21 protein-coding genes are annotated in these 22,781 nt (G+C 72.2%); 14 read left to right on the forward strand and 7 right to left on the reverse strand.

The genetic code is table 11. The annotated features are described in order from the left end of the window. Positions 1-35: 35 nt before the first annotated feature. Together G4Z16_RS30260 and G4Z16_RS30265 are read left to right on the forward strand one after the other, a co-directional pair. Positions 36-623, forward strand: coding sequence for a TIGR03086 family metal-binding protein (locus G4Z16_RS30260; RefSeq protein ID WP_197353749.1), 588 nt, complete (start codon positions 36-38; stop codon positions 621-623). A 182-nt stretch (positions 624-805) separates the two neighbouring features. Further along, positions 806-1,849 carry an NUDIX hydrolase gene (locus G4Z16_RS30265; RefSeq protein WP_197353750.1) on the forward strand — a complete coding sequence of 348 codons (1,044 nt, stop codon included), beginning with the start codon at positions 806-808 and terminating at the stop codon, positions 1,847-1,849. Positions 1,850-1,922: 73 nt separating this feature from the next. Here the strand turns inward: G4Z16_RS30265 and G4Z16_RS30270 are convergent, their stop codons facing one another. Beyond that, positions 1,923-3,314 (reverse strand): dipeptidase, encoded by a 1,392-nt coding sequence (locus G4Z16_RS30270; protein WP_197353751.1) that lies wholly within the window; start codon positions 3,312-3,314, stop codon positions 1,923-1,925. 486 nt (positions 3,315-3,800) lie between these two features. On the opposite strand from G4Z16_RS30270, the gene G4Z16_RS30275 reads away from it, so the two are divergent. Continuing rightward, entirely contained in the window at positions 3,801-5,024 is a 1,224-nt protein-coding gene (locus tag G4Z16_RS30275) for a geranylgeranyl reductase family protein (RefSeq protein ID WP_197353752.1), read from the forward strand. Between the two features lie 204 nt (positions 5,025-5,228). Here the strand turns inward: G4Z16_RS30275 and G4Z16_RS30280 are convergent, their stop codons facing one another. Continuing rightward, on the reverse strand, positions 5,229-5,735 hold the full coding sequence (locus G4Z16_RS30280; protein ID WP_197353753.1) for a nitroreductase family deazaflavin-dependent oxidoreductase: 507 nt from the start codon (positions 5,733-5,735) through the stop codon (positions 5,229-5,231). A 150-nt stretch (positions 5,736-5,885) separates the two neighbouring features. Here G4Z16_RS30280 and G4Z16_RS30285 point away from each other — a divergent pair, with 150 nt between their 5' ends. From G4Z16_RS30285 to G4Z16_RS30295, 3 genes are all read left to right on the forward strand, one after another. Beyond that, positions 5,886-6,632, forward strand: coding sequence for a TetR/AcrR family transcriptional regulator (locus tag G4Z16_RS30285; RefSeq protein WP_197353754.1), 747 nt, complete (start codon positions 5,886-5,888; stop codon positions 6,630-6,632). Positions 6,633-6,812: 180 nt separating this feature from the next. Next, on the forward strand, positions 6,813-8,204 hold the full coding sequence (locus tag G4Z16_RS30290; RefSeq protein WP_197353755.1) for a sensor histidine kinase: 1,392 nt from the start codon (positions 6,813-6,815) through the stop codon (positions 8,202-8,204). Then, on the forward strand, positions 8,201-8,866 hold the full coding sequence (locus G4Z16_RS30295; RefSeq protein ID WP_197353756.1) for a response regulator transcription factor: 666 nt from the start codon (positions 8,201-8,203) through the stop codon (positions 8,864-8,866). The genes G4Z16_RS30290 and G4Z16_RS30295 overlap by 4 nt, the downstream gene beginning before the upstream one ends. Here G4Z16_RS30295 and G4Z16_RS30300 read toward each other — a convergent pair. After that, positions 8,827-9,225, reverse strand: coding sequence for a DUF6332 family protein (locus G4Z16_RS30300; protein ID WP_197353757.1), 399 nt, complete (start codon positions 9,223-9,225; stop codon positions 8,827-8,829). The two genes, G4Z16_RS30295 and G4Z16_RS30300, sit on opposite strands and share 40 nt — an antisense overlap. A 509-nt stretch (positions 9,226-9,734) precedes the next feature. On the opposite strand from G4Z16_RS30300, the gene bglX reads away from it, so the two are divergent. Next, entirely contained in the window at positions 9,735-11,858 is a 2,124-nt protein-coding gene (gene bglX / locus G4Z16_RS30305; RefSeq protein WP_246531402.1) for a beta-glucosidase BglX, read from the forward strand. Positions 11,859-11,899: 41 nt separating this feature from the next. Here the strand turns inward: bglX and G4Z16_RS30310 are convergent, their stop codons facing one another. Beyond that, complete coding sequence (locus tag G4Z16_RS30310; protein ID WP_197353759.1) at positions 11,900-13,165, reverse strand: MFS transporter; 1,266 nt, start codon at positions 13,163-13,165, stop codon at positions 11,900-11,902. Between the two features lie 17 nt (positions 13,166-13,182). Here G4Z16_RS30310 and G4Z16_RS30315 point away from each other — a divergent pair, with 17 nt between their 5' ends. From G4Z16_RS30315 to G4Z16_RS30340, 6 genes are all read left to right on the forward strand, one after another. After that, positions 13,183-14,415, forward strand: a complete 1,233-nt coding sequence (locus G4Z16_RS30315) for an ROK family protein (RefSeq protein WP_197353760.1) — start codon at positions 13,183-13,185, stop codon at positions 14,413-14,415. A gap of 5 nt (positions 14,416-14,420) precedes the next feature. Then, positions 14,421-14,957: a GNAT family N-acetyltransferase gene (locus G4Z16_RS30320; RefSeq protein WP_197353761.1), complete on the forward strand. Its 537-nt coding sequence runs from the start codon at positions 14,421-14,423 to the stop codon at positions 14,955-14,957. A 111-nt stretch (positions 14,958-15,068) separates the two neighbouring features. Continuing rightward, positions 15,069-15,452 (forward strand): PPOX class F420-dependent oxidoreductase, encoded by a 384-nt coding sequence (locus G4Z16_RS30325; protein ID WP_197353762.1) that lies wholly within the window; start codon positions 15,069-15,071, stop codon positions 15,450-15,452. A 185-nt stretch (positions 15,453-15,637) separates the two neighbouring features. Then, a complete protein-coding gene (locus G4Z16_RS30330) occupies positions 15,638-15,949 on the forward strand; it encodes an SHOCT domain-containing protein (RefSeq protein ID WP_197353763.1) in 312 nt (103 codons plus the stop codon). Beyond that, positions 15,946-16,689 carry an ABC transporter ATP-binding protein gene (locus tag G4Z16_RS30335; RefSeq protein WP_197353764.1) on the forward strand — a complete coding sequence of 248 codons (744 nt, stop codon included), beginning with the start codon at positions 15,946-15,948 and terminating at the stop codon, positions 16,687-16,689. The genes G4Z16_RS30330 and G4Z16_RS30335 overlap by 4 nt, the downstream gene beginning before the upstream one ends. A 122-nt stretch (positions 16,690-16,811) precedes the next feature. Then, complete coding sequence (locus G4Z16_RS30340; RefSeq protein WP_197353765.1) at positions 16,812-19,370, forward strand: ABC transporter permease; 2,559 nt, start codon at positions 16,812-16,814, stop codon at positions 19,368-19,370. A gap of 107 nt (positions 19,371-19,477) precedes the next feature. On the opposite strand, the gene G4Z16_RS30345 is transcribed toward G4Z16_RS30340, so the two are convergent. Continuing rightward, positions 19,478-20,059: an ATP-binding protein gene (locus tag G4Z16_RS30345; protein WP_246531146.1), complete on the reverse strand. Its 582-nt coding sequence runs from the start codon at positions 20,057-20,059 to the stop codon at positions 19,478-19,480. Between the two features lie 249 nt (positions 20,060-20,308). Next, positions 20,309-20,620 carry a hypothetical protein gene (locus tag G4Z16_RS30350; RefSeq protein ID WP_197353766.1) on the reverse strand — a complete coding sequence of 104 codons (312 nt, stop codon included), beginning with the start codon at positions 20,618-20,620 and terminating at the stop codon, positions 20,309-20,311. Positions 20,621-20,725: 105 nt separating this feature from the next. Here G4Z16_RS30350 and G4Z16_RS30355 point away from each other — a divergent pair, with 105 nt between their 5' ends. Beyond that, the gene (locus tag G4Z16_RS30355) at positions 20,726-21,919 is read left to right on the forward strand and encodes a PLP-dependent cysteine synthase family protein (protein WP_197353767.1); all 1,194 of its coding nucleotides are present in this window, start codon (positions 20,726-20,728) and stop codon (positions 21,917-21,919) included. A 47-nt stretch (positions 21,920-21,966) separates the two neighbouring features. Here the strand turns inward: G4Z16_RS30355 and G4Z16_RS30360 are convergent, their stop codons facing one another. Beyond that, positions 21,967-22,758 (reverse strand): arylamine N-acetyltransferase family protein, encoded by a 792-nt coding sequence (locus G4Z16_RS30360; RefSeq protein ID WP_197353768.1) that lies wholly within the window; start codon positions 22,756-22,758, stop codon positions 21,967-21,969. Positions 22,759-22,781 lie beyond the last annotated feature (23 nt).

Below are 22,781 nucleotides of genomic sequence, written 5' to 3' on the forward strand. Positions count from 1 at the left end.
GCCGCGGTCCGCCCGGCCGCCGTACCGTTCCGGCCATGACGAACGAATTCTCCGCATTGCTCGAAGGGGCCGTGCAACAGGCCCGCCCGGTCGTGCACGGCGTGCGGGACGAGCAGCTGGGCGTCCCGACACCGTGCAGCGAGTACGACGTGAGCGCCCTGCTCAACCACCTCATCCACGTGGTCGTCGGCTTCCAGGCCCTCGCCGCGAGGGGTACGGCTGACTTCACCACCACCCCCGACTACCTCGACGGCGGGAAGGCCGACTGGCGCACGCGCTTCGACGAGGAGACCGCACGCCTGGTGGAGGCATGGTCGGCCCCCGGCGCGCTCGAAGGCACCTCGCAGGGGATGGGACTGCCGCAGCGCACCGTCGGCGGAATGGTGCTCGGCGACCTGACCGTGCACGCTTGGGACCTCGCCCGCGCCACGGGCCAGGACTTCAGCCCGTACGAGCCGAGCCTCCCGGTGCTGCTCGAGGGCTGGAGGGAACTGGCGCCCATGGGGCGGAAGATGAACGTGTTCGGCGAACCCTTCCCCGTCCCCGAGAGTGCGTCTCCCTTCGATGAACTGGTCGCGCTCAGCGGTCGCGACCCGGGCTGGCGTCCTCCTGTGGCGGCCTGACCCCTCGCTCTCCGTCCGCCCGGGACGCTCCCGCGAGACCGCCCGGAGGGACCGCGCCGTCGCACAGTGGTGAAATCCGCCGCGCGCGCCAGGGTTTTGCGACGGCGCCGCCCCCGCGCGTTTCCGTGGCAGGGTTGAGCGGGCAGCGTGAAACGGGGGGCGACGGCAGAGGGGGAACCACCGTGATCGTGTGGCTCAACGGCGCCTTCGGCGCGGGCAAGACCACCGCGGCGAACGAACTTCTGGAACTGATCCCGGGCAGCACCCTGTGGAATCCGGCACTGATCGGCACGGGGCTCAAATGCATGCTCCCCAAGGAACGCCTCGCCCAGGTCGACGACTACCAGCAACTCCCTTCCTGGCGGCGGCTGGTGGCCGACACGGCCGCCGCGCTGCTCACGGAGGTGCCAGGACCGCTGATCGTCCCCATGACGCTGCTGCGGCAGGAGTACAGGGACGAGATATTCGGCGCGCTCGCCGCCCGCCGGATTCCCGTACGCCACGTCCTGCTGCACGCGGATGAAACGATCCTTCGGATGCGCATCGACCAGTCCGAGGACGCCGAGGGCCGACCCGACCGCGGCTGGTGCCGAGGACAGCTGCCCGCCTACCGCGCCGCGCTGGACTGGCTCACCGCCGACGCGCACACCGTGGAGACGTCCGGTCTGACCCCGCGGCAGACCGCGGAAGAGGTGGCAGGCGCACTGCGCGAGGGGGCCGGGAGCCTCGAGATCGTGCAGACGCCCGAACCAACGGCGGAGACCGTCGCGGCGGGCGTGCTGCTCTTCGACGAGCAGGACCGGGTGCTGCTCGTCGACCCGACCTACAAGCCGGGCTGGGAGTTCCCCGGCGGCGTCGTCGAACCCGGCGAGGCGCCGGCACGTGCCGGAGTCCGGGAAGTCGCCGAGGAGTTGGGCCTGGAGCTGAAGACGGACCCGCGGCTGCTGGTCACGGACTGGGAGCCGCCGCGGCCCCCGGGCTACGGCGGGATCCGCCTCCTCTTCGACGGAGGCTGCCTCGCGGCGGCCGAGGCCGGCCGTGTGCTGCTGCCCGGGGCCGAACTGCGTGGCTGGCGCTTCGTCACCGAGACGGAGGCCGCCGAACTGCTGCCCCCCGTACGGCTGGAGAGGCTGCGTGGCGCGTTGCGCGCACGCGAGACGGGACGCCCCCTCTACCTCGAAGGCGGCGTCCCGGTCGGCGACCAGGGCGGGCGGGACGCCGCGTAGGCACCGGATACGCGGCGCGGCGACGTCCGGCACCGTGCGGGCGGGGACCCTCGGGGCACCCGCCCGCACGCGGTCAGGCCCGCTGCGCGTACTCGCGGAGGAAGAGCGCCTCCGCCACGGACATCCGCTCCAGTTCCTCGGGCGAGACGCTCTCGTCGACCGCGTGGATCTGCGCGGCCGGCTCGCTCAGCCCGATGAGAAGGATCTCCGCCTGCGGATAGAGCGTGGCGAGGGTGTCGCACAGCGGGATCGAGCCGCCCTGGCCGGCGATCTGCATCTCCTGCCCGTCGTACGCCACGCTGAGGGCGTCGGCCATGGCCTTGTAGGCGGGGCTCGTGGTGTCGGCGCGGAAGGGCCGGCCCTGACCGGTCCTCTCGACGGTTGCCCGCGCACCCCACGGAGTGTGCGACTCCAGGTGACGGACGAGGAGTTGGGCCATCTCATCCATGTCCGCACCCGGCGGGACGCGAAGGCTGACCGACGCCCGTGCCTTCGCCTGCACCGACGGCGTCGCACCGACGACGGGCGGGCAGTCGATGCCCAGGACGGTCACCGAGGGCTGCGCCCAGATGCGGTCCGCGACGCTGCCCGTGCCGCTCAGCTGCACACCGTCGAGCACGCGCGCGTCCGCACGGAAGTCCTGCTCCGGGTACTCCAGCCCGTCCCACGGCGCGCACGGCTCCACTCCGTCGATGACGGTGCCGCCGTCGGCGTCGCGCAGCGAGTCCAGCAGGCGGATGAGTGCGGCCAGCGCGTCAGGGGCGGCGCCGCCGAACTGTCCTGAGTGCAGATTGCCTTCCAGTGTCTCCACCGTGACCTGGAACGCGCACATGCCGCGCAGCGTCGCCGTCACCGTCGGGAGGCCGGCACGGAAATTGCCGGTGTCGCCGATGACGATCGCGTCGGCGGCCAGCAGCCGCGGGTTGATTTCGGCGTACTGCTGGAGCCCGCCGGTGCCCTGCTCCTCCGATCCCTCCGCGATGAACTTCACCGTCACAGGCAGCTCGCCCTCGGCACGCAGCGCGCGAAGTGCCAGAAGGTGCATGAGGATTCCGCCCTTGCAGTCGGCGGCGCCCCGCCCGTACCAGCGCCCGTCCCGTTCCGTCAGCGTGAACGGCGGTGTGCGCCAGGCAGTTTCGTCGAGCGGCGGCTGCACGTCGTAGTGGGCGTAGAGCAGCACCGTCGGTGCGCCCACAGGGCCGGGCAGCAGACCGTAGACGGACTCGGTGCCGTCCGGAGTGCCGAACACCTCGACGTCCTGGAAACCTTCGGCGCGCAGCGTGTCCGCGACCCAGCGCGCCGCACCCTCGCACTCGCTCCTCGGGAACTGCTCGGCATCGGCAACCGAGCGGAAGGCGACGAGCTCCGCGAGCTCGGTCCGTGCCCGCGGCATGAGGGACGAGACGGCCGAAGCGATGGCGGCGGAGCCGGAGCTGGTGTCTCCGAGGGCCGGGTCGACGGTCATGGAACGCTCCTTGTGGTCGCGTGGTCGCGGCGTCCCGATGCGTGGTCCCTGTGGGGCACACGTGCAGGGAACGTGCCGTATGGGTCGCCGGTGATCCTCCCACAGCGGGGACCGGCGGACGGGCGCCGTAGGATGCCAGCGGCCACACCAAGCCGAGGGCGAGCGGAGCGGAAGCACATCGTGAGCAGCGAGGACGCAACCGGGGCAGAGGGCCGGAGCGACGCCGGGAGCGCGGCGGAGCTCCGGACAGGGGAACTCACGGGGCCCCCGAGCGGGGCCAGTTCGCACGCGTCCCACCGCGACGAGGACGCTCGTGATGCCGACGGCGCCCTTGATGCGAGCGGTGCCGATGGCTCCGAGGACGTCGGCGGAGCCGAACACGGCCGCGAACAAGGCCCTGGAGCCGACCAAGGTCGTGGAGCCGGCGAAGGCCGTGGAGCCGAACATGACGGCGTCGCCGGGGACTTCACCGCTGGCGGAGCTCCCGTGCCTGCCCCGGGTGCGGACGACCTGCTCGGTGACGAGTTCGAGGACGACGAGGTCTGGGACGTGGTGGTCGTCGGCGCGGGACCGGCCGGTGCCTCGGCGGCGTACGCGGCCGCCGTCGCCGGACGACGGGTGCTGCTGCTCGAAAAGGCCGAACTGCCGCGCTACAAGACCTGCGGCGGCGGAATCATCGGTCCGTCGCGCGATGCTCTGCCGCCCGGCTTCGACCTGCCCTTCCGCGACCGTGTGCACGCGGTGACCTTCTCGCTCAACGGCAAGCTCTCGCGTACCAGGCGATCCCGGCACATGCTCTTCGGGCTGGTGAACCGCTCCGAACTGGACGAGTTGCTCGTCGAGCACGCGGTCAAGGCCGGCGCCCGGGTGCGCACGGGCGTGACCGTGACCAGGGTCGAACAGCACGGTCCCTCCGTGCCGGACCGTCGCTCCGTCGCCGTGGTGCTCTCCGGGGACGAACGCCCCGTGCTCGCCCGCGCGGTCGTCGGCGCCGACGGCAGCGCGAGCCGCATAGGGGCCCATGTCGGCGTCAAGATGGACCAGGTCGACCTCGGGCTGGAAGTGGAGATCCCGGTGCCGCGGAGCGTCGCCGAGGACTGGTCGGGGCGCGTGCTCGTCGACTGGGGCCCGCTGCCCGGCAGTTACGGCTGGGTCTTCCCCAAGGGCGACACGCTCACGGTCGGCGTCATCTCGGCACGCGGCGAAGGAGCCGCCACCAAGCGCTACTTGGAGGACTTCATCGGCCGGCTCGGTCTGGCCGGCTTCGAACCGAGCATCTCCTCGGGCCACTTGACCCGCTGCCGCGCCGAGGACTCACCGCTCTCCCGGGGCAGGGTGCTGGTCTGCGGCGACGCGGCCGGGCTGCTGGAGCCCTGGACGCGGGAGGGCATCTCCTTCGCACTGCGCTCCGGCCGGCTGGCGGGGGAGTGGGCAGTGCGCGTGGCCGAGGCCCACGACGCGGTGGACGCCCGGCAGCAGGCGCTCAACTACGCCTTCGCCGTCAAGGCGGGCATGGGACTGGAGATGGGCGTCGGACGGCGCATGCTCAACGTCTTCTCCCGCCGTCCGGGCCTGCTGCATGCGGCCCTCAGCAGCTTCCGTCCGGCTTGGAACGTCTTCGCACAGTTCACGCGGGGAGCGACCTCGTTGGCCCTGGTCGTGCAGAGGCCGATGGCGCGGCGGGCCCTGAACGCGCTCGACCGGCGGTAGCGCGGGCGGGCCTGGCCCGCACGTGAGCGCGCCGCCCGGCGTCCCGTTCGGCGCGCGGGCGGGGCCGGCGAGCGGCAGTCCGCCGGTGCCGTCCGCTGCCGCGGTGGCGTTCAGCGCCGGCGGTGCCGTCCAGTACTGGCAGTCTGCCAACGCTGCCCGGGGTCCTCAGGGCCTTCGACTGCCGCCGGCGGCAGCCCTGTCCCCCTAGGCGTCTCCGCCACCCTTCGAGTCCTGGACGTTGTCGCTCGCCGTGGACGGCGGAGCCGAGGTGGTGATCCGGAAGACGGGGTATTTGTGCGCGGCGGCCAGCAGTTCGGCGTCGCTGGACTTCGCGTCGAGTCCCTTGAAGAACGCGCCGACCTCCCAGCTCCACTTCTTCAGATAGGCGCGCAGGATCTCCGGCTTGTCCGCGTCGGCCAGTTCGGTCGCGCGGAAGTGCTCGACGTGGCTGCGCTTGTGCAGTTCGCCTCCGCCGGCGGCCCGCATGTTGTGCGTCCACTGGACATGGCCGCGGGGAGCGACGAGGTAGCGCTCGCCCCCGTACGGGAGCGGGTTGACGGGAGTGCGGCGCCACTCGCCGCTCTTGCGGCCCCGTACGGCGAGGACGCGCGCCCCGGCGATCGTGACGCCGTGCCGGGCCAGCCAGGAGACGGCGGGGTTGAGGACGCGGCGGGTGAGCCAGTCGGGTCTGATGACGTGCGTGGCAGTCATGGCCTGTGTTCCTTCCCGGCGGAGTGAGCGGTTCTCTCTCGTGAGAGCACTGCTCTCTAACAAGAGCAGTGTTACACGATCGTCGCGCTAAATCCAGAGCACTGCTCTCGATGTTGGTCAGTGCTCCGGAAAGCTGGCAGACTGCACCCCATGACCAGGATCGAGGGCGTCCGGGAGCGGGCACGCGGCGAGATCATCGCCGCCATCAAGGACGAAGCACGCCGGCAGCTCGCCGCAGAAGGTGCGGCCAAGCTCTCCCTGCGCGCGGTCGCGCGGAGCCTCGGCATGGTCTCGTCCGCCCTCTATCGCTACTTCCCGAAGCGCGATGACCTGCTCACCGCTCTGATCACCGATTCCTACGACTCACTCGGCGACGCCGCCGAAACCGCGCTCAAGGAGTCCGCCGCGCAGGCCGACTCGCACCTCGCGCGCTGGCAGGCCGTCTGCCGCGCCCACCGGGCATGGGCCCTCTCACGTCCGCACGAGTACGCGCTCATCTACGGGTCGCCCGTACCGGGCTACGCGGCCCCCGCCTCCACGACCGTCGCCGCAACACGCGTGGCCCGCCCCCTGGTCACCGTCGCCGCCGAGGCGTACGCCGCCCGAGCACTGCGTGTGCCCGGCACCGCCGGGACCGGGCGGCAGGGTCCGGACCCTGCCGCACCCGGTGTCTCCGCCACACCACAGCCCGTCCTGGAGGACGCCCGCGAGCTGGCGGAGCGCCTCGATGTCGACCTGCCGCCGCAGGTCCTTGCCGAACTCGTGGCGGCCTGGGCGCAGTTGGCCGGGCTGGTGAGCTTCGAGCTCTTCGGGCAGTTCGAAAACGTCGTCGCGGCCCGGGAGAAGTTCTTCGATCACGCCGTCGTCTCCCTGGCCCGCAACGTGGGGCTCGCCTGAGGCCGTACCCCGGAGCCTGCTCCGGCCCGGTCCTCGGCTCAGGCGCGCCGGCCCCTTGCCCAGGATCTCTGACCGCACCGGTCCGGGGCGGCCAGAGATGCGGCTACTCCCAGGGGAGTAGCCGCGATGCCCGCCGCGGGCTGACTCCGCGGCCCGCCCCGCGCGGCTAGCGTTGCGGACATGGACCCCCGCCCGCACCCGCAGCGCCGGACCTCCGGATCCCGCCGGCCGCTCACCGGTCCGTTTCGGGAGCTGCCGGGCCGTCTGCGCCGGCGCATCGGCGGAACGTCCGACGCCGTCGCGGGCGGCACGGCACCGTATCCGCACCGCCCCGCCACTGCCACCCCACCACCCTGGGGCCCGCCATGGTGGCGCGGCCCATGGCAGGGTTCCGCCTCGCGTCACCTGCCATGGCTGACGTCGCTGGCAGTGCTCGTCATCCAGCAGGCCGGTTCGCAGGGGGCCGCAGCCAACCAGGAAGGTCTGCGGACCCCGCTCGACGTCTACGCCCGGCTGCTGCTGACGGTGGGCCCGCTGCTGCTGCTCGTGCGCCACCGCCACCCCCGCACCGCCGTGTTCGGCACCGCGGCGGCCACGATCATCTACCTGGGCGCCGGATACCCCTACGGGCCGGTGTTCGTCTCCGTGGCCGTCGCCGCCTTCGCCGCGGTCGTCGCGGGGCAGCGGTACGCGGCCGCGGCCGCACTGGGCCTGGTGTGGGCGGGGCATCTGCTCACGGGCTACGCCCTGCGGGAGTGGCTGCCGCCCGCGAACGACCAGCCGCCGGGCTGGCAGTCCGAACTCCTCATCGCCGCCTGGATCGCGGCGGTTCTCGCCGCGGCCGAACTCGCCCGCACGCGGCGGCAGGAGTGGGCGCGCCGCCGCGCCGAGGAGGAGGAGGCCGAGCGCCGACGCGTGAACGAGGAGCGGCTGCGCATCGCACGGGAACTGCACGACGTGCTCGCGCACAGCATCTCCGTCATCAACGTCCAGGCGGGCATGGGCCTCGCGCTGCTCGACTCCGACCCCGCGCAGGCCCGCACCGCCCTGACCACCATCAAGACCGCGAGCAAGGAGGCTCTGGGAGAGGTGCGTCAGGTGCTGGACACCCTGCGCGCCCCGGGCGACGCACCGCGCGCCCCCGCGCCCGGCCTCGCCCGTCTCCCGGATCTGACGGCACAGGCCGCGGATGCCGGGCTCCGCGTGACCGTCGAGACGGACGGCGAGGCGCGATCCCTGCCGCCGGGCGCCGACCTCGCGGCCTTCCGCATCGTCCAGGAGGCCCTCACCAACGTCATACGGCACTCCGGATCCCGCACCGCACGGGTGCGGCTGCGCTACCGATCCGCCGAACTCCGCGTCGACGTCGATGACGACGGCCCCGCGTCCGAGGGCGGCACCGGGCCCACCACGGGCGGCAACGGCCTGGTCGGGATGCGCGAGCGGGCCGCGGCGCTCGGTGGCAGCGCGGAGGCGGGCCCACGCGATGACGGCGGATTCCGTGTCACCGCCCGACTGCCACTGACAGCCGGCGGTAACGTGACGCCGCCACCAGCGAAGGAGTCACCGTGATCCGCGTCCTGCTCGCCGACGACCAGTCACTGGTGCGCGCGGGCTTCCGCGCCCTTCTGGACGCCCAGCCCGGCATCGAGGTGGCAGGAGAGGCGGCAGACGGCGAGGACGCTCTGCGCCTGGTGCGCCAACTCCGCCCGGATCTCGTCCTGATGGACATCCGGATGCCGGTGCTCGACGGTCTCGCCGCCACGCGGATCATCACCGGGGATCCCGAACTGACCGACGTGAAGGTCGTCATGCTGACCACCTTCGAGCTGGACGAGTACGTCTTCGAGGCGATCCGCTCCGGGGCCTCCGGCTTCCTCGTCAAGGACACGGAACCCGAGGAACTGGTGCGTGCCGCACGCGCCGTCGTCGACGGCGACGCGCTGCTCTCACCCGGAGTCACGCGGCGGCTGATCGCCGAATTCGCGGCGCGTTCCAAGGAGCCGGCCGAGGCCGCAGCGCTCGCCGAACTCACCGAGCGCGAGCGGGAGGTGATGGCGCTCGTCGGCATCGGCCTGTCCAACGAGGAGATCGCCGGACGCCTCGTCGTCTCACCGCTGACGGCCAAGACGCATGTGAGCCGCGCGATGGTCAAACTCGGCGTTCGCGACCGGGCCCAACTGGTCGTGCTGGCCTATGAGTCGGGGCTGGTGCGCCCCGGCTGGCTCGGCTGAGGGCCGGCGGCAGCGGCTCCTTCCCGGCCGTCCGGGCCGGCTGCCTCTTCCACGTACTCGTCCACGTGCTCGGGGAGTTCGGTGCCGTCCTCCTCCGTGTCCGTGGCCGGCTGACCCGACGGGGCGCGCACCAGTACGTACAGCACGCGTCCGACGAAGACGGTCGCGGAGGTGCTCCCGGCGAGCATCAGCAAGGTGTGCCCTGCCGATGAGGAGAGCGGCCTGACGCCATTGACCAACGCCATGAGCCCGATGAACGCGAGCAGGCACAGCGCGGCCATCACGAGCGCCGTCAGCAGCGCGAAGCCGATCTCCACTGTCTGGGCGTCCCGTTCGGCCTGTGTCCGTGGACCCCTCATCGCTTTCCCCCTGTTGCCCGTCTCGCTCCCCGGCGGTCGGTCTTCCGCCGGGCCCGGGGTGTGACACCCCTGACGGGGTTCCCTTCCCGGTCCGTGCACAAGCACACGCACCCCGGTCCGCGGGTGGTTCCGGGACGAGCGCGAACCGGGGATGTATGCGCTTCCAACAATTCGGGCCTGCATCCTTTTCGTCCCTTGACCGCCCATGGTCCGGCGGATTGACTTCCCTCCGTCAAGATCCATGTGGGCAGTCGTCAGGCACGTCGAAGGAGACCCGAGTGGCCGGAATCTTCAGCCGTCGCAGCGTGTTCAGGGCTTCAGCGGGGGCCGCGGTCCTCGCCTCGGCGTCGTCCCTTCCGGCACTGTCGGCCACCCCGGCCGCTGCCGCTCCGGCATCCCGGTCAGCAGCACACGGCACCGCGACCCGAGCCGCGCGCCGCGCAACTGCCGCCAAGCGCAAGCGCGTCGACGCCAAGACCGAGCGGCGCGTGCGGAAGCTGCTGGAACGCATGACGGTCGAGGAGAAGTTCGGGCAGCTGCAGCAGCTGACCTGGAATCCGGACACCGGCCCGGGGGAGGGCCAGAACGAGAAGGCCCGCGAGGCCGCCGCCGAGGGCCGGCTGGGCTCCGTCCTCAACATCACCGGCGCCAAGGAGTGCAACGAACTCCAGCGCTTCGCCGTGGAGGAGTCACGGCTCGGCATTCCGCTGGTCTTCGGACTCGACGTCATCCACGGCTTCCTGACGACCTTTCCCGTCCCCCTGGCACAGGGCGCCTCGTTCGACCCCGGCGTGGTCACCACCGACGCCGAGGTGAGCGCACGCGAGGCCGCGTCGTGGGGCGTGCACTGGACGTTCGCGCCGATGGCGGACGTCAGCCGTGAGCCGCGCTGGGGCCGCGTCGCCGAGGGCAGCGGTGAAGACCCCTATCTCACGGCCGAGTTGACCGCGGCGAAGGTGCGCGGCTACCAGGGCGAGGACTACTCGGAAGAGGGCCGGATCGCCGCCTGCGCCAAGCACTTCGTGGGTTACGGCTTCCCCGAGGGCGGCCGGGACTACAACACGGTGGACATCTCCGAGAGGCGGCTGCGCGACATCGCTCTGCCGCCGTTCAAGGCGGCCGTCGACGCGGGCGTGGCCACGCTGATGGCCTCCTTCAACACCGTCAACGGAGTGCCGGCACACGCAAATCGGCACACCCTGACCGGCATCCTCCACGAGGAGTTCGGCTTCGACGGCTTCGTGGTCGGCGACTACAACGGCGTGCAGGAGCTGATCCCGCACGGGGTCGCCGCCGACGACGCGGACGCCGCGGCTCTCGCCCTGGGCGCGGGAGTCGACATGGAGATGGTCAGCACGACCTACGCCGACAACGGCGAGGAACTGCTGAAGTCCGGGCGCATCGAGCAGCAGCGGCTGGACGACGCCGTCACACGCATCCTCCGCATCAAGGTGCGACTCGGCCTCTTCGAGAACCCCTACACCGACGAGGACGGGGAGATCGCCGAGCCGACCAGGGCGACGCGCAAGCACGCCCGCGAGACCGCGGCCCGCTGCGCTGTGCTGCTGAAGAACGACGACCGCACGCTCCCCCTGAGCAAGGACACCTCGTCGATCGCCGTGATCGGTCCCCTCGGCGACGACACGCAGGAACTGCACGGCACTTGGGCCGGGCCGGGTGCCCGGAAGTTCCCCGCGGTCTCCGTACTGGAGGGCGTGAAGAAGGCCGCACCGGACGCCAAGGTCACCTTCGCCCGCGGCTGCGACATCACCGGCTCGGACACCGGTGGCTTCAAGGAGGCCGAGGCGGCGGCCCGGGCCGCGGACGCCGCCGTCGTGGTCGTCGGTGAGAAAGCCGGCCACAGCGGAGAGGCCGCGTCCCGCAGCGACATCACGCTCCCCGGCGTCCAGGAGGAGCTGATCCGCCGGGTGGCCGCCGCCGGCAAGCCGTTCGCCGTCGTGGTACTCGCGGGGCGGCCGCTCGTGCTGTCCGGCGTCGCAGAGCACGCACCGGCGATCCTCGAGGGCTGGCATCCCGGCCTGGAGGGCGGCAACGCCGTCGCGGACGTGCTCTTCGGCAAGGTCAACCCCGGCGGCAAGCTGCCGGCCACCTTCCCCCGCGCCGTGGGAGCGATCGCGGAGTACTGCGCGCACGAGAACACCGGCCGTCCCTACGACGCGGACAACAAGTACACCTCCAAGTACCTCGACCTGGAGCACGGTCCGCTCTTCCCCTTCGGGCACGGACTCAGCTACACCACGTTCGCCTGCTCACAGCTGCGGCTGAGCGAGAAGAGCGTCAGTGCACAGGCCGTACGGGACGGCGGGGCAAAGGTCCGCGTGACGGTGAAGGTCGAGAACACCGGCCGCCGCGCCGGGGACGAGGTCGTGCAGCTCTACATCCACGACAAGGTCGCCAGCCTGGCCCAGCCCGTGCGGAGGCTGCGCGGCTTCGAGAGAGTCACGCTCGACGCCGGCGAGAGCCGTACGGTCTCCTTCGAACTCGGCGCCGACGACCTCGGGTTCCACACCAACGACCCGAAGGGTGAACTCCTCGTCGAACCCGGCGAGTTCGGGATCTACGCGGGCGGCAGTTCGGAGGCGGAGCTGAACACCACGCTCACGCTCACCTGAGGGTGTCCGTCACCGCGCCGGAGGGGCAGCCGCCTCTCGCGTCATTCCCCTCCGGCATCGGGCGCGGTGTCCGCGTACCGGGCCACGACGGCGGCGACCACAGCGAGCATCGCCACGGTGGTGAGGGCTGCCGTCAGCGAGAACCACTCGGCCAGGAACCCGATGGCGACGGGTCCGATCAGCATGCCGCCGTAGCCGAGGGTGGAGGCCGCGGCCACACCACCGGGTCCTGCGAGAGCCCCCGCACGGGCGACCGCCACGGGGAAGAGGTTGGCCAGTCCCAGCCCGGTGATCACGAAGCCGGTGAGTACCAGCCAGACCTCCGGCGCCAGCGCCCCCAGCAGCATGCCGGCGCCCGCGGTGGTCCCGCCGGCCGTCAACAGGCGGGTCCGGCCGAGGCGTTCGAGCATCCACGTCCCGGTGAGGCGGCCCGCGGTCATGGCGAGCGCGAAGACCGAGTAGCCGGCGGCGGCCGTGCCCGGACCCGCGTCCAAGTCCTCGGTGAGGTGCAGGGCGCTCCAGTCTGCGAGCGCGCCTTCCCCGTAGGCGGTGCACAGCGCGATCAGCCCGAGGACGACGACGAGCCGCCGCGTACGGCCGGTCATCCGGCGGGAGTCCCTGCCGTGTCCGTCCTCCGGGCCGGCGGACGCCGGTGCTTCCTCGGTGCCGAGGGCGGCGCCGCGGGTGAGCAGCACCCGCCCTGCCACGGAGGTGACCAGCAGCCCGACCGCGGAGAGGATCAGCAGGTGAAGGGTCGGCGTCAGCTGCCCCGCCACCAGCCCGCCCACGCCCGCACCGGCCATGCCCCCGAGGCTGAACGCGGCGTGGAATCCGGGCATGACGGGGCGTTCCAGCGCGGCGATCAGATCGACGGCCGCGGCGTTCATCGCGACGTTCAGACCGCCGTAGGCTGCACCGAACACCAGCAGGACGAGACCGAGGGACAGGGCGGAGTGGGTCAGCGGCGGCAGTGCGGCACTGAGCGAGAACAGCGCTCCCGACACGACGGTGACGGCGTGGTTGCCGAAGCGGTGGCACAGTCGTCCGGTGAGCATCATCGTGATCACGCCGCCGGCGGAGACGCCCAGCAGCGCCAGCCCGAGCGCGCCGGGGGAGGCGCCCGTCTGCGCCTTGAGGGCGGGGATGCGTACCACCCAGCCGGCGAAGACGAAGCCGTCGAGCGCGAAGAAGACCGTGATCGCGATGCGGAGACGGCGCAGGCCGGGGCGCGGGGAGGCGGCGTCGCCGTGACCGCCGGGCCGCGTTGCTCCGGCAAGCGCCGACCGTATTTTGTTCAGTGTCGGCACAAAGCGAGAATAGAGGTGTGACCCCGACGCGTACAAGCAAATTGGAGCGAGGCCGAGGCGCTCTCGGTCCGGCACTGGAACTCGTCCACACCGGCAGGGCGCCCACGCGTGCCGCGCTCACAGCCGAACTCGGCGTGACACGGGCCACCGCGGGAGCCGTCGCCGCCGAGCTGGAGTCACTCGGCCTGATCACGGTCGACTCCCGGCCGGGTGCGGCCTCCGGGACGCAGGGACGTCCCTCGCACCGGCTCGCCGTCGACCCCGAGGGCCCCGTCGTGCTGGCCGCACAGGTGCACGCCGACGGATTCCGTGCCGCGCTCGTGGGCCTCGGGGGACAGATCGTCGCCACCGCGCCCGGCTGCGGAACGGTGGCGGCCGACCCCGCGCAGATCCTCGGCGAGGTCGTCGACGCGGGCGCGCGCCTGCTGGAGAGCACCGGGCGCCGCTGCGTCGGCGCGGGCCTGGCCGTTCCCTCCGCCGTCGCCGAACCGGAAGGAACGGCGATCAACCCGCTGCACCTCGCCTGGGAAGTCGGCGCCCCGGTACGGGAGATCTTCACCCGCGCGCTGGAGGAGGCCCGCATCGGCGGTCCTCCCGGGGACGCCACCGCGACCGGCTTCGCCGCCAACGACATCAACCTCGCCGCCCTCGCCGAACACCGGCACGGCGCCGGCCGGGGGGCACAGCATCTGCTCGTCGTCGGCACGGGGCACCGAGGCGTCGGCGGCGCGCTGGTGCTGGACGGGCGCCTGCACACCGGGAGTTCGGGCCTGGCACTGGAGGTCGGGCATCTGACCGTCGACCCCGACGGGCGCCCCTGCCACTGCGGCAGCCGCGGCTGCCTGGACGTCGAGACGGACCCGCTCGCCTTCCTGGAGGCGGCCGGGCGCGAACCCGGCCCCGAGGTCTCCCTCCTGGAGCGCTCCCAGGAGATGATCAACACCGAGTACGACAAGGACCCCGCCGTGCGTACGGCCGTCGAGACGCTCATCGACCGGCTCGGGCTGGGACTCGCCGGGCTCGTCAACATCCTGAACCCCGACCGGATCATCCTCGGCGGCCTGCACCGCACACTTCTCGAGACCGACGGCGAACGCCTGCGCGCAGTGATCGCCGACCGCAGCCTGTGGGGCCGCAGCGGAAGCGTGCCGGTGCTGCCCAGTTCGCTCCAGCACAACAGCCTCGTGGGCGCCGCCGAAATGGCGTGGCAGCCCGTACTCGACGATCCGCTGGGGGCGCTGACAGGATGACGACGGTGCACATCAGAGCCGCCGCCGAGAGGGACCTGAGGCGTCTTCAGCAGATCGAGACCGCAGCGGGAGGCATCTTCCGCGAACTCGGCATGGACCGCGTTGCCGACGACGTCCCGCCGCCGCTCCCGGCGTTGCGCCGCTACGCGCACTCAGGCGGACTGTGGGTCGCGGTGGACGGCAGGGGAGAGGGGGCGGCCCCCGAGGACGAGCCGGTGGCCTACGTGATGACCGAACCCGTCGACGGCAACGTCCACATCGAGCAGGTGTCGGTCCATCCCCGCAGTGCGCACCGCCGCATCGGACGGGCGCTGATCGACCACGTCGCCCGCAGGGCGGAGGCTGCCGGGGTGCCCGCCCTGACCCTGTGCACCTTCGCCGAAGTGCCGTGGAACGCCCCGTACTACGAGCGCTGCGGCTTCCGCGTGCTGGCCGGGTACGAGCTGACACCGGGGCTGCACAACATACGAGCGGAGGAGGCGCGGGCAGGTCTCGACCGCTGGCCCCGCGTGTGCATGCGACGCGAACTGGGCGCGGACTGACGGCTGTTGGGACGGGCGAGCCCCGGTGGGGGAGGCGTCCGCCGTCGTGCCAGGACGCCGGCGGTCCGTGGACCGCGGTGTGCGCCCGTGCCGGGGGCGTAGCCTCAGCACGTGACGTCATCCAGCATCGCCGCGAGCCGCTACGTCAGCCTCACGACCTTCAAGCGCGACGGGACGCCGGTCGCCACCCCCGTCTGGGCCGTCGAGGACGGCGGTGAACTGCTCGTGTGGACCCGCGACGACAGCGGCAAGGTCAAGCGGGTGCGCAACGGCGCCCGCGTCACCGTCACCCCGTGCGACGCCCGCGGCCGTACGACCGAGGGCGCAGAGCCCGCCGAGGGCACCGCGAGGCTGATGACGGAGGAGGGCGGCCTGGACCGGGTGCGCAGGGCGATGGTCCGCAAGTACGGCTGGCAGTTCCGTGTCACGGACTCCGGCGGGGCGCTGCTCAGGCTCGGCAAGCGCCCCCACGTCGGGATCGCCGTCACGCTCTGACGCCGCACCGCCGTCGCCCGGCCGCGCCCCGCACCCGCCGGGAGCAGCCGCACCGGCCGCTGGTACTCCCCGGGAGGTAGGGGAGGAGCCGCTGGCCGTACGACGACGCGGACCCCCTGCCACAGCGACTCTCGGTAGCGAAGGAACAGAAAGCAAATCGCTTCGCGACCGAGGAGTTGACCGCCATGTTCGACCTCGCACAGTGGCACGACGGAGCGGGCCCGGGCCCGTGGATCCTGCTCTTCCCCCTGATCTGGGCGGCGGTGATCGCCGGTGTGATCGTCCTGCTGCGCCGCACCGTCTGGCGCGGGCGCGGCGCACCCTGGCACGGGCCGTACCGCGCCGCGGAGGCCGCCGCTGGACCCCGCCAGGAGAACGCACCCGTCGATCTGCTGGGACGGCGCTTCGCCGCCGGCGAGATCGACGAGGACGAGTACTGGCGGCGCCTGTCCGTCCTCCAGGAAGGCGGCCGGCCGCACAAGGACGGTCCGGCATGAGTGATCTCGCCGCACGCGTCACCGGCGCGGTGAAGATCTACGGCAGCGGTGAGGCCGAGGTGCGGGCGCTGGACGGCGTCTCCCTCGGTTTCACCGCGGGCCGCTTCACCGCCATCATGGGGCCCTCCGGCTCCGGCAAGTCGACCCTGATGCACTGCGCCGCGGGTCTGGACACCCTGACCTCGGGGACGGCGCACATCGGGGGCACCGAACTCGGCACGCTGACCGACAGGCAGCTGACGCTGCTGCGCAGGGAACGCGTCGGCTTCGTCTTCCAGTCCTTCAACCTGGTGCCGACGCTCACCGTCGCGGAGAACATCAGACTGCCGCGGGACCTCGCGGGGAGGCGGGCGGACACGGAGTTCACCGACGCGCTCATCGACGTCGTCGGCCTCCGCGACAGGCTCCACCACCGTCCCGGGGAACTCTCCGGCGGGCAGCAGCAACGCGTCGCCGTTGCCCGCGCGTTCGCGGGAGAGCCCGACGTCGTCTTCGCCGACGAGCCGACCGGCAACCTCGACTCCCGCTCCGGCGAAGAGGTGCTGCGGCTGCTCGGCGACGCCGTACGGCAGATGAACCGCACGGTCGTGATGGTCACCCACGATCCCGTGGCCGCCGCGCACGCCGACGAGGTCGTCTTCCTCGCCGACGGGCGGCTCGTCGACCGGATGGCATCTCCGACGCCGCAGGGCGTTCTGGACAGGCTCAAGGCGTTCGACACCACGGGGGTGCCGGCATGAGCACCATCCCCAAGTCCGGTCGCGCCCCGAGCAGTTCGGAGGCGTCTCGTGCCCCGGGCCACGGCGCGCCTTCCCGCGGCCGGGCGCCCGCGACTGGCGGTACCTCCCGCCCTCGCGGCGGCATGCGCGCGGCCCTCCGGCTCAGCTTCGCGTCACTGCGCACCCACCGGCGCCGCTTCGCCGGCACCTTCGGGGCCGTGCTGCTCGGCGTCTCGTTCGTCGCCGGGACCCTCGTCATGGGCGACACCCTCCGCGCGAGCTTCGACACCATGTTCGGGAACGCGGCGGCAGGCACGGACGCCGTGGTGCGCAGCGACAGCGTCATCACCACCTCCGGCAACGCCCAGGGAACCCGCCGGCCCCTCGACACGGACATCCTGAGCAGCATCCGGGAGGTGCCGGGCGTCGCGGCGGCCGAGCCGTCCGTCGAGGGCATGGGCCAGATCACCGCCGCCGACGGTGAGCCCGTCGGCGGCCAGGGTCCGCCCACCCTCGCCGGAAACTGGATCAAGGACCCGCAGCTGAATCCGTACACGCTCGCCGAGGGCCGCGCCCCGCGACGCTCCGGCGAGGCCGTACTGAACAAGGGCGCCGCCGAACGCGGCGGCCTGAAGATCGGTGACACGACAACGCTGCGCACTCCAGGGCCAGTTCGCGTCGAGATCGTCGGACTGGCGTCCTTCGGCGGGCAGGACGGCATGGGGCAGGTCACCTTCACCGGGCTGACCCTCTCCGACGCCCAGAAGTACCTGATGCCCGAGCCCGACCGCGCCGCGGGGATCCAGGTGCGGGCCGAGGAAGGCACCGGACAGGACGAACTGGTGGCCGCGCTGAAGCCCGTCCTGCCGAAGGGTGTCGAAGCGGTCACCGGGCAGCGGGTCGCCGAGGAGGACCAGGAGATGATCTCCGGTCAGTTCCTCACGCTCTTCACCTCCCTGCTGCTGGTCTTCTCCGGCATCGCGCTGCTCGTCGCCGTCTTCTCGATCCACAACACTTTCGCGATCGTGGTCGCCCAACGCACCCGTGAGAACGCCCTGTTGCGTGCGCTCGGCGCGTCCCGCCGACAGGTGCTGGGCGCCACCCTCACCGAGGCCGTCGTCGTCGGGCTCGTGGCATCGGCGGCAGGGCTCGCGGGCGGCATCGGCATCGCGGCAGGACTGCAGGCCCTCTTCCCCGCGGTTGGCTTCCCCTTCCCGGACGGCGCCCTGGTCATCGGTCCCCTGTCCCTCCTGTTGCCGCTGGGCATCGGGGTGCTCGTCTGCGCCGGTTCGGCGCTTGTCCCGGCGGTGCGTGCCTCCCGTACGGCACCGCTCGCCGCCCTTCGGGAGACCTCCGCCGAGGCGCCGCACGTGCCACGCGGCCGCACGGTCGCCGGTGCCGTGCTGGCAGTGGCGGGCACCGCCGCGACGGTGCTGGGAGCCGCGGGCAGCAGCCGCTCCGTCTGGCTCACCGGGGCAGGCGCGGCCTCCCTGCTCGCCGCGTTCCTCGTACTCGGCCCGGCCGCGGCAGCCGCGACGGTACGGACGCTGGGCCGGCCGGTGGCCCGGCTGCGCGGCGTGACGGGGGCGCTCGCCCAGCGCAACGCGCTGCGCAGCCCCAAGCGCACCGCCGCGACGGCGACCGCGCTGATGATCGGGGTCGCGGTCGTGTCGCTGTTCACCGTCTTCGCCTCCTCGCTGAAGGCCACGATGGACACCACCGTCTCCCGGTCCTTCGCCGGCGATGTCGCTGTCAGCGCACCCGCGTTCGGAGCCGGAGGCTCCGGGCTGAGCCCCCGGCTCGCCTCCCGCATCGAACGGGCGCCGGAGGTGGCCACGGCGCTGGGCCTGGGCAAGGGCGTGGCGCGCGTCGAGGGGGCGGGGAAGCAGCTGACGGTCACCGACCCGGCGCGCCTCCCGGACGTCCTCGAACTGACCGGCGTGCGCGGCTCCTTCGGCTCCCTCGGCCGGGCCGGACTCGCCGTATCGGCCGACGAGGCGGACAGGAACGGCTGGCGGCCCGGCTCCGCCGTCTCGCTGCGCTTCACCGACGGCGACCGGCAGCGCTTCACCGTCGAGGCCCTCTACGACAGGAACGAACTGGCGGGCGACTACGTCATCGGCCGGTCGGCCTGGGCACCGCACCGCACCCAGGACTCCGACACGCTCGTGGCCGTCACCTTCGAGGAAGGGGTCACACCCGCCGACGGCAAGGCGGCCGTCACCGCCGCCGCCCGTCCGTACGGCGAGCCCGCCGTGCAGACGCGGGAGGAGTACGCGGAGAGCTCCGCGGGCGGCATCGACATGATGCTGACCCTCGTCTACGCCCTCCTCGCGCTGGCCGTCCTGATCGCGCTGCTGGGCATCGCCAACACCCTCACCCTCGCCCTGCACGAGCGCACCCGTGAACTCGGGCTGCTGCGCTCGGTCGGGCAGACGCGGGCGCAGCTGCGGGCCATGGTGCGGTGGGAGTCGCTGCTCGTGGCCGCCTTCGGCACGCTGGGCGGGCTGCTCCTGGGCGGCTTCCTCGGCTGGGCGCTGGTGCGGGCCGCGGACAGCGCGGGGACCAGCACCTTCGACCTGCCGCCGCTGCGTCTGGCCGTGGTCGCGCTCGTCGGGATCGTGGCCGGGCTCGTCGCGGGGCTGAGGCCCGCCCGGAGGGCAGCGCGGCTGAACGTGCTGCGTGCCGTCGCCGCGGACTGAACGCCGCAGAGGCGGGAGGGGTCGGGACAGGGGAGCGGGAGAGGGGCACGGGAGAGGGGCACGGGGCATGCGGAGCCCGGTCCGTCCCCGTCCGCGCCGGATGCCGATCAGGGATGGGCCGTTGTGCCCGTACCCGGGGACGTCGGACCCGCTGACCCCGGCCCGGCCATCCCGTTCCCCGCCTCACCGCCCGCGCCCGCCGCCCCGGCGAGCGCGGGCAGAGCGGCCTCGTCGGGAACCGCGCCGGTGTGGGCAGTTGCCCGTTGCGGCGGTGTTCCGAAGGTGGCCGGCAGGGTGAACCACACGACCTTGCCCGAACCGTCGTTCTGCGCACGCATGCCCCAGCTGGCGCTGACCGCAGCGATGAGCGCGAGACCCCTGCCGTTCGTCGCGGACGGCTCGGCCGTCCGCACCCGCGGCAGGCGCGGATCGTGGTCCCGCACGGACACCGTCAGGTGATCCCTGCGGAAGACGATCTCGACGGTGCAGTGCTTGTCGGACCCGGTATGGCGGTGGACGTTGGTGAGCAGCTCGGTCACGCCGAGCGCGGCCGCGTCGATGAGCGGTTCGAGGCGCCAGTAACGCAGCTGCGCGGTCACGATCCTGCGCACCTGCCCGATCCGTGAGGGCAGTGCCTGGAACTCCACCGCGCAGTGGGTGCGTGGCCTCCCGGAGGCACGGGCGGTCACGGCGACGGCTCCACGGACACACTGGTCAGGGAGCGCACAGCGACATACGAGACATTTGTGATGAAAGACACACGATAAGGATGAGACGCTGACCCGTCTCCCGCAACGCGAGAAGGCCCGTCCGCAGGCACCCCGGCACGTCCCGCCTCACACGCACTCCGGCGGTGCGCCCCGGCCTCCGGGAGACCTGCATGGCGGAATTCTCCGGGTGCACACGCCCCACGGGTCCCGTCGCCGTCGTATGCGGCTTCAGGTCCCGAGGATCCCCCGCTCCGCGGCCACCTTGGCACGCGCCGTGCGCACCGCGTTCAGCAGGCCGGCACGGCGGCCGAGGCCGAACTGCAGCACATAGCGTGTGCCGCTGATGGTCGCCAGCGCGCTGTCCGGCATGCCGTAGCCGCTGATGCGGACCTTGTCGACCGGAGCGCTGTCGATCTCGCTCCCGTAGCTGGTCATCAGCACCAACTGCCCGTCCCGTACCAGGACATGACCCGCGCTTGTGAGTGAGCGAAGCATCCGCCGTATCCGGACCCCGCCCGCGTCGTACTCCGGCTCCGCCACGATCGCCTCCCGCCAGTGCCGCGGCCCGGGAGCCCCCGGGCCGGCCGCCCCATACCCTGTGTGAAGTGTGCACGCAAGCTGCGGGCTCCACCAGAGGGCCCTTCTATGATCGGCCGCGTGAGCACCACCGAACCTGCCCCGTCCTCCGGTCCGGGGCCCGCACAGCCCCCCATCAGCCACCCGCGTTCCCAGGAATCCGGTGCGGTCACGCTCGACGTGGACCGCAGTGACCCCGAGTACCGTGCGTGGCTCAAGGATGCCGTCCGCAAGGTCCAGGCCGACAGCAACCGCAGCGCAGACACCCATCTGCTGTCGTTCCCGCTGCCGGTGAGCTGGGGCATCGACCTGTACCTCAAGGACGAGTCCACGCACCCCACCGGAAGCCTCAAGCACCGGCTCGCCCGGTCCCTGTTCCTCTACGGGCTGTGCAATGGATGGATCCGCCCCGGCAGGCCCGTTTTCGAGGCCTCGTCCGGTTCGACCGCGGTGAGCGAGGCGTACTTCGCGAAGCTGATCGGGGTCCCGTTCATCGCGGTGATGCCGCGCACGACCAGCCGCGAGAAGACCAGGCTCATCGAGTTCCACGGCGGACGGTGCCACCTCGTGGACGACCCCCGCTCGGTGTACGAGGTCTCGGCCGCACTCGCGGCGGACTCGGGCGGCCACTACATGGACCAGTTCACCTACGCCGAGCGGGCAACCGACTGGCGCGGCAACAACAACATCGCCGAATCCGTCTACGAGCAGATGAAGCTCGAGCGCTTCCCGGAACCGGCCTGGATCGTGGCGACCGCCGGCACCGGCGGCACCTCGGCGACCATCGCCCGCTACGTGCGCTACATGCAGTACGACACCCGCGTCTGCGTGCCCGACCCGGAGAACTCCTGCTTCTTCGACGGCTGGCTCCGTGGTGACGACGAGGCGTCCATCGAGGGCAGTTCGCGCATCGAGGGCATCGGCCGCCCCCGAATGGAGCCCAGCTTCCTGCCCTCCGCCATCGACCGCATGATGAAGGTCCCCGACGCCGCCGCCGTCGCGGCGGTCCGCGCGCTGGAGCGTGCCACGGGCCTGCGTGCGGGCGGCTCAACGGGGACCGGGCTGTGGAGCGCGCTGAAGATCGTCTCGGAGATGGCCGGCCAGGGACGCACGGGCAGCGTGGTCACGATGATCTGCGACCCGGGCGACCGGTACCTCGACAAGTACTACTCCGACGACTGGCTCGCCGCGCAGGGCCTCGACATCGAGCCGCACGCCCGGACCATCGAGACCTTCCTGGCCACGGGCGACTGGACCGGCTGACGGGGACCGCAGGACCCGGGGGCCGGGGCCGGTGGGCTCCGGCGGGCTCAGACGTCCGTGTCGGCCTTCAGCTCAGGAGCGCGGTCCAGGACGATGCCGAAGTGCTCGCGGTAGGCGGCCGGCACCGCGTCCTCGGGCAGTTCCTCCTCGTGCCGGCTCCCGCCCTCGGTGACCGTCAGGGTGCGGCCGCTCAAGGTGATCCGGCCCTTCTCCGTGAGCAGGGAGCACACGAGAGACCTCGTGAAGTGGGACTTCGGTGAGGTGCGGTTCCACCAGCAGCCCAGCTCGAAGTCGGCGAGCGCGCGCGGGCGTTGTTCGAGCCGGTACTCCGCGACGCCGTCCCGGTGGACGTCCAGATCACCCTGCGGGGTCTCGGAGATGCGGAAGACGCCACCGGGATCTTCCTGTTCGCCGCTCAGGTCCAGGCGCAGCGGATATTCGCTGTGCCGTCCGAAACCGACGTCCACGAGCCACGGTTGAGGCGTCTCCACGCGCAGGGCGAGGTGGTCGAAGAGCGGACCGGGACCGTCCTCGCCGAAGACACGCGCCGCCAGGAGGGTCACCGGGTAGCCCAGGGCGGTCAGCAGCGCGGCGAAGGCGCCGTTGAGTTCGTAGCAGAAGCCGCCGCGGCGCTCCACGGCCACCTTGCCGGTCAGCGCTTCCGCATCCAGCACGATGTCCTCGCCCAGGTGCACGCTCAGATTCTCGAACGGGACGGTGAGCAGGTGCCTGCGGTGCAGATCGCGCAGCGCCTCCGCGTCTGCTCGTGCCGGGCGCCGCGCACCGATGCGGGCGAGGTAGTCGTCGGCACGTGCGGAGCTGATGCGCAGGTCGTCCATGGCTCAGTTATGCCAGTGCGGCC

This window comes from Streptomyces bathyalis (assembly GCF_015910445.1).
Taxonomy (GTDB): domain Bacteria; phylum Actinomycetota; class Actinomycetes; order Streptomycetales; family Streptomycetaceae; genus Streptomyces; species Streptomyces bathyalis.